At 77.0% G+C, this 15461-nt stretch carries 12 protein-coding genes and 1 pseudogene; 8 read left to right on the top strand and 5 right to left on the bottom strand.

Translation table 11 applies throughout. From position 1 onward, the window contains the following. Window positions 1–51: 51 nt before the first annotated feature. Complete coding sequence (locus tag ACI79E_RS08360) at window positions 52–2181, top strand: MMPL family transporter (protein ID WP_456932063.1); 2130 nt, start codon at window positions 52–54, stop codon at window positions 2179–2181. A gap of 16 nt (window positions 2182–2197) precedes the next feature. Then, window positions 2198–2275 (top strand): annotated as a pseudogene (locus tag ACI79E_RS08355) (hypothetical protein); the annotation flags it as partial. Between the two features lie 128 nt (window positions 2276–2403). Here the strand turns inward: ACI79E_RS08355 and pheA are convergent. Then, window positions 2404–3339: a prephenate dehydratase gene (pheA, locus tag ACI79E_RS08350; protein WP_456932062.1), complete on the bottom strand. Its 936-nt coding sequence runs from the start codon at window positions 3337–3339 to the stop codon at window positions 2404–2406. 110 nt (window positions 3340–3449) lie between these two features. Between pheA and ACI79E_RS08345 the strand changes: the two genes are divergently transcribed. The 3 genes from ACI79E_RS08345 to larC all read left to right on the top strand — a co-directional run bounded on the left by ACI79E_RS08345 (window position 3450) and on the right by larC (window position 9194). Beyond that, the gene (locus tag ACI79E_RS08345) at window positions 3450–5105 is read left to right on the top strand and encodes a diguanylate cyclase (protein WP_456932061.1); all 1656 of its coding nucleotides are present in this window, start codon (window positions 3450–3452) and stop codon (window positions 5103–5105) included. 128 nt (window positions 5106–5233) lie between these two features. Next, a complete protein-coding gene (locus ACI79E_RS08340) occupies window positions 5234–7918 on the top strand; it encodes a diguanylate cyclase domain-containing protein (RefSeq protein ID WP_456932060.1) in 2685 nt (894 codons plus the stop codon). A 103-nt stretch (window positions 7919–8021) separates the two neighbouring features. Next, complete coding sequence (gene larC, locus ACI79E_RS08335; protein WP_456932059.1) at window positions 8022–9194, top strand: nickel pincer cofactor biosynthesis protein LarC; 1173 nt, start codon at window positions 8022–8024, stop codon at window positions 9192–9194. Here larC and ACI79E_RS08330 read toward each other — a convergent pair. After that, window positions 9179–10297 (bottom strand): MFS transporter, encoded by a 1119-nt coding sequence (locus ACI79E_RS08330; RefSeq protein WP_456932058.1) that lies wholly within the window; start codon window positions 10295–10297, stop codon window positions 9179–9181. The two genes, larC and ACI79E_RS08330, sit on opposite strands and share 16 nt — an antisense overlap. Before the next feature lie 327 nt (window positions 10298–10624). Here ACI79E_RS08330 and ACI79E_RS08325 point away from each other — a divergent pair, with 327 nt between their 5' ends. Together ACI79E_RS08325 and ACI79E_RS08320 are read left to right on the top strand one after the other, a co-directional pair. Continuing rightward, a complete protein-coding gene (locus tag ACI79E_RS08325; protein WP_456932057.1) occupies window positions 10625–11227 on the top strand; it encodes a TMEM165/GDT1 family protein in 603 nt (200 codons plus the stop codon). 130 nt (window positions 11228–11357) lie between these two features. Next, window positions 11358–12806, top strand: coding sequence for a diguanylate cyclase domain-containing protein (locus ACI79E_RS08320; RefSeq protein WP_456932056.1), 1449 nt, complete (start codon window positions 11358–11360; stop codon window positions 12804–12806). Here the strand turns inward: ACI79E_RS08320 and ACI79E_RS08315 are convergent. Continuing rightward, a complete protein-coding gene (locus tag ACI79E_RS08315; RefSeq protein ID WP_456932055.1) occupies window positions 12783–13364 on the bottom strand; it encodes a TetR/AcrR family transcriptional regulator in 582 nt (193 codons plus the stop codon). The two genes, ACI79E_RS08320 and ACI79E_RS08315, sit on opposite strands and share 24 nt — an antisense overlap. A gap of 66 nt (window positions 13365–13430) precedes the next feature. Between ACI79E_RS08315 and ACI79E_RS08310 the strand changes: the two genes are divergently transcribed. After that, window positions 13431–13811, top strand: coding sequence for an antibiotic biosynthesis monooxygenase (locus ACI79E_RS08310; protein ID WP_456932054.1), 381 nt, complete (start codon window positions 13431–13433; stop codon window positions 13809–13811). A gap of 75 nt (window positions 13812–13886) precedes the next feature. On the opposite strand, the gene ACI79E_RS08305 is transcribed toward ACI79E_RS08310, so the two are convergent. Further along, window positions 13887–14792 (bottom strand): haloalkane dehalogenase, encoded by a 906-nt coding sequence (locus ACI79E_RS08305; protein WP_456932053.1) that lies wholly within the window; start codon window positions 14790–14792, stop codon window positions 13887–13889. A gap of 11 nt (window positions 14793–14803) precedes the next feature. After that, on the bottom strand, window positions 14804–15421 hold the full coding sequence (locus ACI79E_RS08300; RefSeq protein ID WP_456932052.1) for a DinB family protein: 618 nt from the start codon (window positions 15419–15421) through the stop codon (window positions 14804–14806). Between the last annotated feature and the right edge of the window lie 40 nt (window positions 15422–15461).

The raw sequence follows: 15461 nt of genomic DNA, 5'->3' as shown, positions 1-15461 counted from the left end.
CGCGCGCCGTAATCTCTCGACGATCGAGATTATCGACCGCCGAAGGACATCATGCCCCGCTCCCGGTCCGTGGCCCGCTGGCTGGTCCCCGCCCTCATCGCCCTGGCCTGGCTGGCAGTGGCCGGCCCCCTGGGCTCCTTCAGCGGCAAGCTGGGCGCGGTCTCGGAGAACGACTCCGCGGCCTTCCTGCCCAGCAGCGCCGAGTCCACCCGCGTCACCGAGCTGCAGGCCGGCTTCCGCACCGAGCGCAGCCTGCCGGTCGTCCTGCTGTGGGAGAGCGAGGACGGCGCGCTCGACGCGGCCCAGCTCGCGGAGATCGGCGAGCGCACCACCGAGGCCGTCGCCCTCGCCGAGGAGGCCGGTGCCCTGACCGGCGAGGCGTCCCCGCCCATCCCCTCGGAGGACGGCGTCGCCGCGCAGGCCGTGCTGCCGTTCAGCCCCGACCTCGGGGACGTGCTGGGCGAGGTGGTCACCGGGCTGCGCGACCTGCCCGCCGTCGAGGGCACCACCGCGCACGTCACCGGCCCCGGCGCGGTCTTCAGCGACTTCGCCGAGGGCTTCTCCGGGATCGACGGCCTGCTGCTGCTCGCGGCGTTCGGCGTCGTCCTGCTGATCCTGCTGGTCGTCTACCGCAGCCCGGTGCTGCCGCTGCTGGTCATCGGCACCGCCGGCATGGCCCTGGTGGTGTCCCTGGCCGTCGTCTACCTCCTGGCCGAGCGGGGCTGGATCGCGGTCAACGGGCAGAGCCAGGGCATCGCCTCGATCCTGGTCGTCGGTGCGGCCACCGACTACGGCCTGCTGCTGGTCGCCCGGTACCGCGAGGAGCTGCGCCTCGAGGAGTCGAGGTACACCGCGATGCGGATCGCGCTCCGGCAGTCGTGGGAGCCGATCGTGGCCAGCGGTGCCACCGTCGTCCTCGGCGTCCTCTGCCTGCTGTTCTCCGACCTCGGCTCCAACCGGGGCCTGGGGCCGGTCTCCGCGGTCTGCATCGCGTTCGCCGTGCTGGCGGCGCTCACCTTCCTGCCGGCGGTGCTGGTGCTCTTCGGGCGCGCGGCGTTCTGGCCGTTCCGGCCGCGGTACGGCGTCGAGCAGCCGCAGGGCCGCGGCTGGCAGCGGGTCGCGACCGGCGTGGGACGCCGTCCGGTCCGCGTGCTGCTGGGCAGCGTCGGCCTGCTGGTCGTGCTCGCCGCCTTCGCGCCCACGTTCGACGCCGGGGGCATCGCGCTCTCCGATGCCGTCCGCGGCGGCTCGCCGTCGGCCACGGGCCAGGAGGCGCTGGCGCGCCACTTCGACGCCGGCGGCGCCAGCCCGGCGGTGGTGGTCACGCCCGCCGACGCCTGGCCGGCGGTCGCCGAGGCGGCGCAGGGCATCGACGGCGTCACCTCCGTCGCACCCTTCACCGGCGAGCGCGCCGGCCCGCCCGGGGCGGGCGCCACCGAGCCGGTGGAGGTCGACGGGCTGGTCCGGCTCGACGTCACCCTCGACGACGCCCCCGACAGCGAGGCGGCCCAGCAGACCGTCACCGAGGTGCGGACGGCGGTGCGCGACGTCGACCCCGAGGCGCTGGTCGGCGGCTCCAGCGCGAGCGACCTGGACACCCAGGACACCGCGGCCCGCGACCTGGCGGTGATCGTGCCGCTGGTGCTGCTGGTCATCACCGCGGTGCTCGCCCTGCTGCTGCGGGCGCTGGTCGCGCCGGTGCTGCTCGTCGCCACGGTCGCGCTGAGCGTGCTCTCCACGGTCGGGGTGAGCGCGCTGGTGTTCGAGCACCTCTTCGACTTCCCGGGCAGCGACCCGCAGGTGCTGCTGATCGGGTTCGTCTTCCTCGTGGCGCTCGGGATCGACTACAACATCTTCCTCATGACCCGGGCCCGCGAGGAGTCGATGCGGCACGGCACGCGGGACGGCGTGCTGCGGGCCCTGGCGGTCACCGGCGGCGTCATCACCTCGGCCGGGCTGGTGCTGGCGGCCACCTTCGGGGCGCTCACCGTGCTGCCGCTGGTGATCCTCACCCAGCTGGGGTTCCTCGTCGGCTTCGGCGTCCTGCTCGACACCTTCCTGGTCCGCTCGCTGCTGGTGCCGGCCGCGGTGCACCTCATCGGCGACCGCGTGTGGTGGCCCGGCGCGCTGGCGAAGGGCCCGACGCGGGCGGAGCCCGAGCGCGAGCCGGCTCGCGTGTAGCCGCCACGACGTCGAGGCGGGCAACCGCACGGAGCTGGAGGCGATCGGCGGGGCCGTGGTGCGCGCCGCCGACCGCGCCCGGGTCAGGACCTGAGGCCCGGCGTCGATCATGGGCTTGGTGCCCGCGACGCGCGCCGACACGCCGCGTGGGCGAGCACGAACCCGATGATCGACACGGGGAGGCGGGTGGAGAGGTCGGGCGCGCGTGCGAAGGGCCCTTCCTCAGGCGCGGCCCTCGCGCACGGCCTGCACCCAGCCGGCGGCCTCGGCGAAGGCGTCGTCGGCGGCCGTCGGCGGCACCGGCTTGTTCTCCCGGCCGTCGGCCCGCGGGTAGGAGCCGAGGAAGCGGACGTCGTCGCACACCCGGTGCAGCCCGGCCAGCGCCTCCCCCACGCGGGCGTCGGCGGCGTGGCCCTCGCAGTCGAGGGAGAACGAGTACACGCCCAGCCGCTCCCGCGTGGGGCGCGACTCGATGCGGGTCAGGCTGATCCCGCGGACGGAGAACTCCCGCAGCAGCTCCAGCAGGGCGCCGGTGCGGTCGCCGACCACCGCGACCAGCGAGGTCTTGTCGTTGCCGGTGGGGGCGGGCAGCGGTCCGGGCGGGGCGACGAGCAGGAAGCGGGTGACCGCGCCGGGGTGGTCGGCGACGTCCTCGACCAGGGCGGTGAGCCCGTACCGCTGCGCGGCGATCGGGGCGCAGACCGCGGCGTCGAACTCCCCCTCGGCGACCTGCCGGGCCGCGCCCGCGGTGGACGTCGCCGGCAGCGGGACGACGCCGGGCAGCAGCTCGGCCAGCCGCCGGGCGGTCTGCGCCAGAGCGTGCGGGTGGCTGGCCACGCTGCGGACGTCGGGCAGCCCGGTGCCCGGCCGGACGGCGAGCACGAAGGAGACCGCCAGGAACACCTCGCGGGTGATCAGCAGCGGGGCGCCGTCGGCCAGCGCGTCCATGGTCGCCGGCACCGAACCCTCGACCGAGTTCTCGATGGGCACCAGCGCCGCGTCGGCCTCCCCGGACCGGACCGCGGCGAGCGCCGCCGGGACGCTGGCCGCGGGCTGCCGGACCCCCTCCCCAGGGGGAACGACGCTGCTCAGGGCCGCTTCGGCGAAGGTACCCTCGGGCCCGAGATAGGCGAACCGCGTCGGGGGCATCGCAGGCATCCGACGAGGGTAGTGCGATGGGCCCGGGGCGATCGCCCCGCCGGGGAGAGCTGCGTCACTCCCCGCACCCGGCGGCCGCCCCGGTCGTTGACCCGTCGATGGAGGGATGCGTGACCGCCGGCCCGGACCGCCTCGTCGAGGACGAACTCGACGGCGCGCTCTGGCGGCTCCTGGCGGCCAGCTCCCAGGACGACCCCACCGTGTTCACCGCCGAGCACGACCGGGCCGAGGCGCCGCTGGCCGCGGCCACCGAGCCGCGCTGGACGGCCTGGCGGCACGCCTTCACCGCCCGGCGGGGCCTGCTCGACGGGGACCGGGAGGTCGCCGCGGACGGTGTGCGGGCGGCCCGCGACGCGCTGGTCCGGTGCGCGCCCACGGCGCAGACGGCGCTGACGCTGGCCTACCTGGCCCACGTGGAGGTCGCCTCCGACCACTTCGACGCCGCGATGCTGACCGCCATCGACGCCAGCCTGATCGCGGAGGGCCCCGGCGCCGGTGGGCCCTCGCGGGCGCTGCACCAGGCCCACCGGTGGCTGTCGCTCACCCTCACCGCCCTCGACCTCGAGGAGCTCGCCGTCGCCCAGGCGCTGTCCGGGCACCGGGTCGCCGCGGCCCTGCCCGACCTCGCCGACCAGTGGCTGCTGCTGCAGCTGTGCGCCCAGCAGCACGCGGAGCTGGCCCAGACGCTGCACCGGCGCGGCGACCTCGACCGCTCCCGGGAGCTGGCCGACGTCGCCGTCGAGTGCGCGCAGACCGCCCGCGCCCTGGACTGGGAGCCCGAGCCGGCCGACCAGGACCTGCTCGACGTCGTCCAGGCGTGGGGGCTCACCTGCCGCGGCGACCTCGACGACGCCCTCGGCCCGCTGCGCAGCGCGCACCGGCGGGTGCACCGCGACGGCGGCATCTGGCTGCGCGGGTACACCGACCTGGTGCTCGCCCGGCTGCTCACCCGGCTGTCGCGGTCCCAGGGCGGTGGCGGGCACGGCGCCGAGGCCACCGACCTGCTGGTCGACGCCGCGGGCGCCTTCGCCGCCACCGGGGACCGCCGGCGCTACCGGCAGTGCCTGCTGGAGCTGGGCCAGAGCACCGCCGCGATGGGCCGCCCCGCCGAGGCGCTGCACTGGCTGGAGGCCTACCGCGCCGACACCGGGCGCGCGCACGCCCGCGGCCGGGAGCTGTGGGCGGAGATGTTCGTGCGGCGCAGCCGGCTGCGGGAGGCCGAGCGGCAGACCGCCGTCCTGCGGCGGCACGCGATGGAGGACCCCCTCACCGGCCTGGGCAACCGGCGCAGCGCGGAGCGGCGGCTGGGCACGCTGCGGCTGGGCGAGGAGCCCCTGTCGCTGGCCGTGGTCGACGTCGACCGGTTCAAGGAGGTCAACGACGACACCTCCCACTCGCACGGCGACGAGGTGCTGCGCCGGGTGGCCGCCCTGCTCCTGGAGCACAGCCGCACCGGCGACGAGGTGTACCGCTGGGCCGGCGACGAGTTCCTCGTCGTCCTGCCGACGGCCACCGAGAGCCAGGCGCTGGTCGCCATGGACCGGCTGCGCGCGGCCGTGGCCGGCGCCGACTGGGCGGACCTGCAGCTGACCGGGCCGGTCACCGTGAGCATCGGGGTGGCGACCGCGGCCGGTCCCGCCGAGGAGCCGCTCGCGTGGCGCTCGCTGTTCGACACCGCCGACCTGCACCTGTTCACCGCCAAGCGCAGCGGCCGCAACCGGGTGCGCGCCCCGGGCGGCCGGGCGCCGCGCGAGGACGCCTCGTGACCGGCCTCGCCGGATGGGACGGCTGTGACGAAACGGACGACCGTCGGCGCGCCCCCCGGCCGGTGCTCGACTCGGCGCGGGACGCCGTGCACAGTGCGCTCGTGCCACCGGGGACCCTGCACCAACGGGTGACCGCTGCGCTGGCCAACTGGCAGCTCGACGACGCCGAGGAGCTGCTCGCCGACGTCGGGACCGGCACCTCGCCCTACGAGGCCCCCTCCCCCGACGACGCGCCGGACGCCCTCGGCCGGGCCTGGGCCGACACGCTGCGCGCCGAGCTGCTGGTCCGCCGGCTGCGGGTGGCCGGGTTCACGCTGGTCGGCGACCCGGTGGAGCCGCCGCACGGCACCGGCACCCCACCCGCCCTCGACCTGCACGCCGGGGTCGCCGGGCTCCTCGACGGCCCCCCGGCCGGCTCGGACCCCACCGACGACGGCGACCCGCGGGCGGAGTCGGCGGCCCGCGCCGCCCTGGCGATCGCGCTGGTGCGCTCGGCCAAGGCGGCGTTCGACGCGGCCGACGACGACCTGCAGCGCGCCGCCGGCCTGGCCCGGCACGCCCGCATCGAGCTGCTGTCGCGCCGCATCGACGCCGCGATGGACGAGGCGGTCGAGGCCGCCAGCCTGCTGGACCCCGCGCTGCCGCCGTCCCCGCTGCTGATCGACACCCTCGGCACCCTCGCCGCGGTGCTCGCCGACCTGGAGCTCATGCCCCTGGCCCTGGACTACCAGCGGCGGGCGCACGAGGCCGCCGCGGTGACGGCCGGGGAGCCGGCCCGGGGGGACGGCGCCCCCGGCGTGCTCGTCGCCCGCACCGCGACCCGCCTGGGCGAGCTGTGCGCCGAGCTGGGCGAGGCGCTGCTGGACGACGGGCTCCCCGACGCCGCGGAGACGCACTTCGCCGAGGCCCGGGAGCTGGCCGAGCAGGCGCTGGCCCTGCTGCCGGCCGAGGCCGCCGACGCGGTCGTCGCCGCCCAGGTGGTGCACGGCTGGGCGCTGGTGGGTCTCGGCGAGCACACCGCGGCCGCCGCCCCGCTGCGCGCCGCCGTCCGCGTCACCTCCGGCGGCGGCGACCGCGCGCTGCTGGCGGCCGCGCTGCTGGCGCTGGGCCGGGCGCTGCGCCGCCAGGGCGACGGCCGCGGCGCCGACGAGCAGCTGGCCCGGGCGCTGGCCATCGCCACCGAGCACGGGCTGCCGCGACTGCGCCGGGCCGCGCTGCGGGAGCTGTGCACGCTGCACTCGGAACTGGACGACGCCGGCCGGGCCCTGCCCTACCTGCAGGCCTACCTCGCCGACGAGCTGGACCGGGTCGACGAGCGGCGCACCCGCTGGGTGGAGCTGTTCGGCCGGCGCAAGAGCCTGCTGGAGACCGAGCGCGCCGCCGGGCAGCTGCGCCGGCAGGCCTACGAGGACCCGCTCACCCACCTGCCCAACCGGCGCTACGCGGAGGCCCGGCTGGACGTGCTGCTGTCCTCCGGCGCCGCCCCCGCCCTGGCCGTGGTCGACGTCGACCGGTTCAAGGAGGTCAACGACACCGCCGGGCACCCCACCGGCGACACGGTGCTGCGCACGGTGGGCGAGCTGCTGGTCGCCGGCGTCCGCGACACCGACGAGGTGTGCCGCTGGGCCGGGGACGAGTTCGTCGTGCTGCTGCCGGAGACCACCGCCGAGCAGGCCGAGCGGGCGCTGGAGCGCACCCGCCGCGCGGTGGCCGCCCACGACTGGGCGGCCCTCGGCGTGCCCCTCCCGGTCACCATCAGCGTCGGCATTGCCTCGGCCACCCTGGGCGACGACCGCCGCACGCTGTTCGCCGCCGCCGACGGGGTGCTCTACGACGCCAAGCGCCGCGGCCGCGACCGCGTCGTCCGCCTGTCGGCCAAGACCCAGACCCGCGCCGGGGACAGCCCGCTCGACGCGCTGTTCGGCGCGCCGCCGGCCGGTGCGACGCCTGTGACGGACGAGCCCGGAGGGACCGACACGGCCCCCGCCGGTGCCCGGGAGCCGGTCGTCGCGGCGCCTAGGGTCCCTGCCGTGCAGCCTTCCCCGCTGGACGACCCCGCCGGTGACCCCGGCGGCTTCGCCCCCCTCCTCGTCGACCCGGTCGACCCGCCGCTGGGCCTGGGCAGTCCCGTCGAGCCCGCGCTCGGCCCGGTCCCGCCGGCCGAGCCCGCTCCCCCGGCGCCGCTTCGCGACGCGCCGTCCGAGCCCGACGTCATCTGGGCCACCGGCCGCAGCACCGAGCAGGTGCTGGCGCTGGTCCGCGAGGCCCGCCGGCAGTTCCCCGCCCGGCCCGCCGTGGTGGTGCGCGCCACCGCCGAGACCCTGGTGGCGCTGGCCAGCGAGCACGACGCGTACACCACCGTCGACGCCGCGGCGATGTCCGCGGCCGTCGGGCCGCTGCCCGACCCCGCCGGACGCATCGGCGTGCTGTGCGGCGCGGGCGGCGACCTGCCCGTGGCCGCCGAGGCCGCCTTCGCCGCCCGGGTCACCGGCACCTCGGTGGTGCGGGTGGACGACGTCGGCGGCAGCCGGATCCGGCCGCTGCTGACCGACCGCTCGCTGCTCGACGACGTCGACTGCCTGGTCGTCGTCGCGGGCATGGACGCCTCGCTGGCCGGCCTGGTCGGCGCGATGACCGACGTGCCGATCGTCGCCGTGCCCACCTCCACCGGGCAGCCCGGCTCGTTCGGCGGGTTCAGCGCCCTGCTGACCATGCTGAACTCGGCCTCACCCGGGGTCGTGGTCAGCAACATCGACAACGGCCACGCCGCCGGCGTCTTCGCCGCGCGCATCGCCCGGAGGACGCGCCGCTAGGTACCTCCTGCGGTGTTCGGCCCGCCCTCGCGGCTGTGCACCACCGCAGGAGTGCGCGGAACGCCGCAGAAGCAGGTCGGCGAGCGGCGGTTACGGTCCTCGCGTGATCGGCTGGCTGGACCTCGCGGCGGGGGCGTCGGGTGACCTGCTCCTGGGCGCGCTGGTGGACGCCGGGGTGCCCCTGGAGGTCCCGGCCGCGGCCGTCGCCGCGCTGCCGGTGGAGCCCGTCCGCCTGGTCCCCGAGCAGGTGAGCCGGCACGGGCTGGGGGCGACCCGCGTGCACGTGCACGCCCCGCCGTCGACGGCGCACCGCACCTGGGCCGACGTCCGCGAGCTGCTCGGCGGCGCCGACCTCGCCCCCGCGGTCCGCGCCGGCGCGCTCGCGGTCTTCGAGCGGCTGGCCGTCGCCGAGGGCCGGGTCCACCGCGTCGCCCCGGACGACGTCCAGTTCCACGAGGTCGGGGCGCTGGACGCGCTCGCCGACGTCGTGGGCGTGGTGGCGGCGTTCGAGCACCTGGGCCTGTCGCGGCTCACCGCCTCCCCCGTCGCCCTGGGCAGCGGGTCGGCCCGCAGCGCGCACGGCGTCGTCCCGGTCCCCGCGCCGGCGGTGCTGGAGCTGCTGGCCGGGGTGCCGGTGCACGCCGGCCCGGTGCCCGCCGAGGCCTGCACCCCCACCGGCGCCGCGCTGCTGGCCGCCCGGGTGGACGAGTGGACGACGCTGCCGCCGATGCGGGTGACCCGCGTCGGCACCGGCGCCGGCGCCCGCGACCCCGAGCAGCTGCCCAACGTCGTCCGGCTGGTGCTGGGCGAGCCCGAGCGGCCCACGCCGGCCTCGGCGGTGGTGCTGGAGGCCAACGTCGACGACCTGGACCCGCGGCTGTGGCCCGGCGTCCTGGACCGGCTGCTGGCCGCCGGCGCCTCGGACGCCTGGCTGACCCCGGTCCTCATGAAGAAGGGGCGCCCGGCGCACACCCTGTCGGTGCTGTGCCCGCCCGGCGCGGTCGACGGGCTCCGGGCGACGGTGTTCGCCACGACGTCGACGATCGGGCTGCGGGTGGTGCCGGTCGGCAAGGTCGCCCTGGAGCGGACGTCGGCGTCGGTCGCCGTGCTCGACGGCCGGGTGGGGGTCAAGCTCGCCGTCCTCGACGGCCGCGTGGTGAACGTCAGCGTCGAGTTCGACGACGTGGCCGCGCTGGCCGCGCGGCTGGGGGTGCCGGTCAAGGAGGTGCTGCGGGCGGCCACGGCCGCCGCCGAGGCGGCCTACCCCGTCGCCTGAGCCGCCGCGGGCGGCCGGCGCAGCCCCGCGGCCACCAGCGGGACGACCGCGAGGACGACGACCGCGACGCCACCCAGCCCGCCGAGCGCCCAGGCCGCGAACACCGGCAGCGAGGCGAGCTCGAGGCCCAGCCCCGCCACCGAGGTGACGGTCGCGCGGTGCGGCCCGGTGATGCGGTGCTGCAGCCGCGCCTCCCCGACGACCAGCACCGCGACGTAGACGCCGTAGGCCGCCGCGAGCGCGACCAGCGCCGCCGGCCGGGCCCACAGCGCGGTGACGACGAGGAGCAGGCCGGTGAGCGCCAGCAGTGCCGGCAGCCAGCGGTCGGGCAGCCGCTCGGCCCGGCCGGCCAGCGCCCCGCCGAGCGCCCCGGCCAGCGCGGTGGCCAGGACGGCGAAGGGGACGGCCTCGGTCGGCACGCCCCAGTCGCCGGCGAGGACGGGGAAGTACTCCTCGACCGCGTCCAGGCCGCCGAGGAGCGCCACGGCGAGCACGGTGAGCCGCAGGCCCGGGCGCAGCGCCTCGGCCACGCCCTGCCGCAGCGGCACGTCCTCGTCCTCGTCGTCCTGCGCGACGTGCCGCGCCTCGGGGAAGCGCAGCGCGAGCGCGGCGGCGGCCAGGCACACCGCGACGCTCACCCAGCCGACGGCCGGGTACCCGCCCAGGGCGAACAGTGCGCTCGCCGCGGCCGCCGTCGGGATCTGCACCAGCAGCTCGGCCGCGGTCATCCAGCCGTTGACCCGGGCGTAGGACGACTCCGCGCCGACCGCGGCCAGCCCGTCGTAGACCAGGGCCTCCGCCGCGCCGGACACCAGCGCCGAGGACACGCCCCACAGCGCGAACCCGACGGCGAACGCGGGGGCCGCGGGGGCGGCGGTCCACACGGCGAAGGCGGCCGCCTGCAGCACGCCGCCGAGGACGACGACCCCGCGGCGCGACCAGCGGTCGGCCAGGACGCCGGCCGGGACCTCGGTGAGCAGGCCGGTCACCGACCAGACGGCGAACAGCGCGGACACCTGCGCGCCGGACAGGCCGGTGTCGAGGAACAGCAGCGCGTAGAGCGGGTAGTACGGGACCAGCTCGGAGAGCGCGGCCCAGCCCACGGCCAGCCGGGCCAGCGGCCGGGCGGCGGGGGTCAGGGGGGCCGTGGCCGGGCGTCAACGGAACGGCATGACCCGACGCTAGTGCCGCACCTCACCCCCGCGCACCCGGATTCCCGGGTGCGCTCGGCTACGCTGGCGGGCCGAGAAGGGGAGTAGCCCCCCGTCCGCTGGTCGACACGCTGGCGCACCACCTCGCGGTGGTCGCCCGGTCAGCGGGCCCACGCCCCCGGCGTGGGTGGGCGAGACCTTCGGCCTGTGCAGTCCCGTGCTGCCGGTCGGAGGCGCGCCCGCACCCGCCCGGCAGTGCCGAGCGGAAGAGAGAAACCCGTGCTGTCCCTGTCCGTCATCGCGACCGCGTTCGTCCTCGTCCTCCCGGTCGAGCTGCCGGACAAGACGCTGTTCGCCAGCCTGGTGCTGGCCACCCGCCTCCCGCACTGGCCGGTGTTCGTCGGTGTGGGGGCGGCCTTCGGCCTGCAGGTGGCGATCGCCGTCACGGCCGGCAGCCTGCTCTCACTGCTCCCCGAGGCGCTGGTCAGCGGGGTCGTGGCCGTCCTCTTCCTCGTCGGCGCGGTGCTGCTGTGGCGCAGCGCGGGCAGCGGACCGGAGGACGCCGACGACGTCGCCGCCGGTCGCGAGGGGACGTCGTTCTTCCGCGCCGCGGCCATCTCCTTCGGTGTGCTCTTCGCCGCGGAGTGGGGCGACCTCTCCCAGCTGGCCACGGCCGGTCTCGCGGCCCGCCTCGACGACCCGGTGTCGGTGTTCGTCGGCGCCTGGGCCGCGCTGCTCACCGTGTCCGGGCTGGCGGTGTTCCTGGGCAAGAAGCTGGCCGACCGCCTGCCGGTCGCGCTCATCCGGCGGGTCGCGGCCGTGCTGTTCCTGGTCTTCGCCGTCGTGGCCGCCGTGGAGACGGTGCGCGTCCTGGTCTCCTGATCCGAGACCACCCCGTCCGGGGGAGGCCCCGCGCGGTGCGCTCAACCGGGCCCGGGAGCACGTCGATGCACCTGCAGGACGGCGGGAGGTGCCGGCCGCGCCGGGACGACACCGAGGAGCAGTGGGACCAGTGACCGAGCCAGCGGGCAGACGCGCCGCGCTGCTGCACGAGCTGGAGGTCCTCGACGTCCGCCGTGACCCCGAGGTGGACGGGGTGGTCCGCGTGGCCGCCGCCGTCACCGGGATGCCCTACGCGACCGTGCACCTGCTCGACGCGGACGACCAGCACCAGCTCTCCCCGCACGGCTTCCCCGGTGGGGTGTCACCGGGCGACACGTCCATCAGCGCCGTCCTGGCCGGCTGGGGCCCGGGCGTGCACGCCTTCGAGGACCTCGGTGCCGACCCCCGCTTCGCGACCAACCCGTGGGTCGACGGCCGTCGCGCCCGGGTGCGCGGGTACGCCAGCGCCGCGCTCGTCGTCGACGGCACCACCGTCGGGACGCTGGCGGTGATGGACGAGCGCCCGCGCCCCTTCACCGCGGAGGACCGCGACCGCCTCGGCGACCTCGCCGACGTGGTCGTCGGCATCTTCGAGCGGCGCCGCGCCGTCCGGCAGCTCGCCGACGTCGCCGCCGCCACCGCGGTCGCCCGCCGGGAGGCCGAGCAGGCGCACGCCGAGCTCGCCCGCTCCGAGGCCTTCGTCCGCGCGCTGCTGGAGGCGCTGCCCGTCGGCGTCGTCGCCGCCGACCCCGACGGCCGGGTGGTGCTCTTCAACGAGGTGAGCCGGCGGTGGCACGGGGTCGACGCCGACCCCCGGGTCGACGTCGCCGACCTGCCCACCGCCTTCTCCCTCACCGAGACCGACGGGCGCGCACTCGCCCCGCACCGCGTCCCGCTCACCCGGGTGTTCCGCGAGGGCCGGCTGGCGGACGTGGAGATGCGGATCGCCCCGGCGGGGGGCGCCGCCCGCCAGGTGGTGGCGTCCGGCACGCCCATCCGGGACGACGACGGGGGGCTGCTGGGCGCGGTGGTGACCCTGGCCGACGTCACGGAGCAGCGCGAGCTGGAGCGCGCCCTGCGCGCCGCGGCGCTGCACGACCCGCTCACCGGCCTGCCCAACCGGGCCCTGCTGATGGACCGGCTCGGCCAGCTGCTGGAGCCCACGCGGCGGGCACCGGAGCCGCTCGCGGTCCTGTTCTGCGACCTCGACGGGTTCAAGCCGGTCAACGACACCGCCGGCCACGCCGTCGGGGACGAGGTGCTGGTCCAGGCCGCCGGCCGGCTGCAGGCCGCGGTGCGGCCGGGCGACACCGTGGCGCGCCTGGGCGGTGACGAGTTCGTCGTGCTGTGCACGGGGCTGGACGGGCCCGGTGCGGCCCGGTCGGTGGCCGACCGGATCACGGCGGCCTTCGACACCCCGCTGGGCGACGACCGCGGGGGCGAGCACCGCGTCGGCGTGAGCATCGGCGTCACGATCTGCGACCTCGGCGACACGCCCGAGACGGCGCTGGCCGCCGCCGACGCGGCGATGTACCGCGTCAAGAGCGCGCGGCGCTCAGCCCGCGCCGTCCCCGCCTGAGGTATCCGGCGCCACCAGGGCGAGCCGGCCGACCAGGTCGCGCAGCCCGCCGTCGAGGTCCGGGGCCCCGACGCCCGCGGCCCGCAGCGTCACCACCCCGTGCAGCGCTGTCCAGACCAGCGTGGCGTCCCTGCGGGCGTCCCGGCCCGCCGAGCGCCCGGCCTCCTGGCAGGCGGTGACGGCGTCGACGAGGACGTCGAAGGCACCGGCCCCACCGGGGACCTGCCGGCCCTGGAACATCGCCCGGTAGCGGGCGGGCGCGGCGAGGCCGGCCGCGACGTAGGCCCGGCAGCCCGCCACCAGCCGCTCCACCGGGTCCGCGACGCCGGCCACCGCCGCCTCGATCGCCGCGCGGAGGGCGAGGAAGCCCTCCTCGAGGACGGCGTCGACCAGGGCGTCCAGGTCGGCGAAGTGCCCGTACACCGCCGGCGCGCTGACCCCGGCCTCGCGGGCGACCGCGCGCAGCGTGACGGCCTCCACCGCTCCGGTCCGCTCGATCAGCGCGGCGGCGGCGGCGACGAGGTCCGCGCGCAGCCGGCCGGGGGTCCGTGGGGGCACAACGTCACTTTACATGCGTTAAGAACAGGCCTAGCCTGCTCCTTAACAACTGTTAAGGAGGTTGTCGTGCCGCACATCCCCGACCTGCCGTGGGAGGCCGGCGCCGTCGGTGACGGACCGGGCGTCGTCGTGCTCACCCAGCTGCACCTGCGCCGGTTCCGCGACGTCCCCGCCTTCTTCCGGGACTCGCTCGCCATCCGCCGGCAGGCCATGCGCTCCCCGGGGGCGCGTTCGCTGCACCTGCGGGCCCGGCCCCTGGCCCGCCACTTCACGACCGTGTCGTGGTGGGACGACCAGGCCGCGGTGGCCGCGTTCGTCCGGACCGATCCGCACCGCACGGCGATGCGCCGCTGGGGGCCGCAGATGCGGGAGTTCAGCAACCGGTCGTTCCCGGGGGCCGCCGGCGTCGTCCCCACGGTGGCGGCGGCCGAGGCCCAGCCCGCCTGACCGGCGGGTCCGCCGGGACGTGCGCCCCCCTCGGTCCAGCTGCGTCACGCCGGGGGCGCGCCCCCGCCCGGGCGCTCAGCGCAGCGTCGGGATCCACTCGGCCAGCGCCCGGCCGATCTCGTGCGGCGAGTCCTCCGGCACGAAGTGCGCTCCCGGCACCGTGACCTCGGTCAGCGCCGCCCACTTGCGCACGAAGGCGCGCTGCCGGCCGACCAGGATGGAGCCGGGGTCGGCGTTGAGGAACAGCTTCGGCACGTCGCTGGTGCGCAGCCACTGCCCGTATCCCGCCACGACGTCCCGGACCTTCGGGGGCACGTTCTCGATCGGGATCTGACGGGGCCACTCCAGCGTCGGCCAGCGGTCCTCGGGGTCCCGGAAGGGCTGCCGGTACCGCTCGTGCGCCTCGGGGCTGAGCCCGCGGGCCACCGAGGCGGGGAGGATCCGCTCGACGAAGGCGTTCTTCTCCAGCACCGCCGCCGGCCCGTCGGGACCGCGCATGGTGCGGAAGATGCCCCGCGCGGCCGCCGGCCAGTCCGCCCAGGTCAGCGGGGTCACGATCGCCTCGGTGAAGGCGAGCCCGCGGACCGCGCCGGGGTGCCGGTGGGCCCAGTCGAAGCCGAGCGCGGAGCCCCAGTCGTGCGCCACGACGGTGACCCGCTCGGTGGCGCCGACCTCGGCGAGGAAGCGCTCCAGGAAGCCGGCGTGGGCGGCGAAGGAGTACGTGCCGGGCCCCGGGTCGGGCAGCTTGTCCGACTCCCCCATGCCGATGAGGTCGGGCGCCAGGCAGCGGCCCAGGTGCTGCACGTGCGGCAGCACGTTGCGCCACAGGTAGGACGACGTCGGGTTGCCGTGCAGGAAGACGATCGGATCACCCTCCCCCACCTCGACGTAGGCCATCTGGAGGTTGCCGTCGGCCCGCCGGTCCACCCGGACACGCTTGCGGGGGAAGGGGTCCTCGGGCGAGACGTCGTCGGCGGCCATGCGTGCGATCCTCACCCATCCGCGCGAGGGCCACCCGTCGGGTCCGGCGCACCGTCGCGACCGGCCGCCTGCCGTGCCGCCGCCTCGATCCGCTCGCGGAAGACGGCCCACTCCGCGGCGCTGCGCTCGGGGACGTTGGGGTTGGCCGCGCTCATGCCCACCGAACCGTCGACGAGCTCCCGGACGACGTCGGCGTGGCCGGCGTGCCGGGCGACCTCCACGCACACGTGAACCAGGACCGTGTGCAGCGTCGGCCGGCGCCGATCCTCCCGCCACCAGGGCACCTCGCCCACCGCGTCGAGCGGGAGGGCCTCGATCGTCGCGTCGGCGTGCGCCGCGGAGAACCGGTGGAGCTCCACCACGTCCTCGCGGCGCTCGTCGGCGGTCGCCCACATGTCGGCGTCGTCCTCGCCGTCGTCCCACGGGTAGGAGCGGCCACTGGGCCGGCCGAAGACCTCCCCGAAGTACCCGAGCTGCACGTAGGCCACGTGCTTCACCAGCCCGAGCAGGTTGGTGCCGGTCGGGGTCATCGGCCGGCGGACGGCGTACTCGTCGAGCCCGTCGAGCTTGGCCAGCAGGTCGGCCTGCCGGGCGTGCAGGTACGTGAGCAGGTCCTCCTTGGCGTCCATGGGGGCAGCCTGGCGCACCGCGGTGACATCGCGCTTGACC

It is taken from the genome of Geodermatophilus sp. SYSU D00079, assembly GCF_054050635.1.
This window is presented reverse-complemented; position numbering and strand designations above follow the sequence as displayed.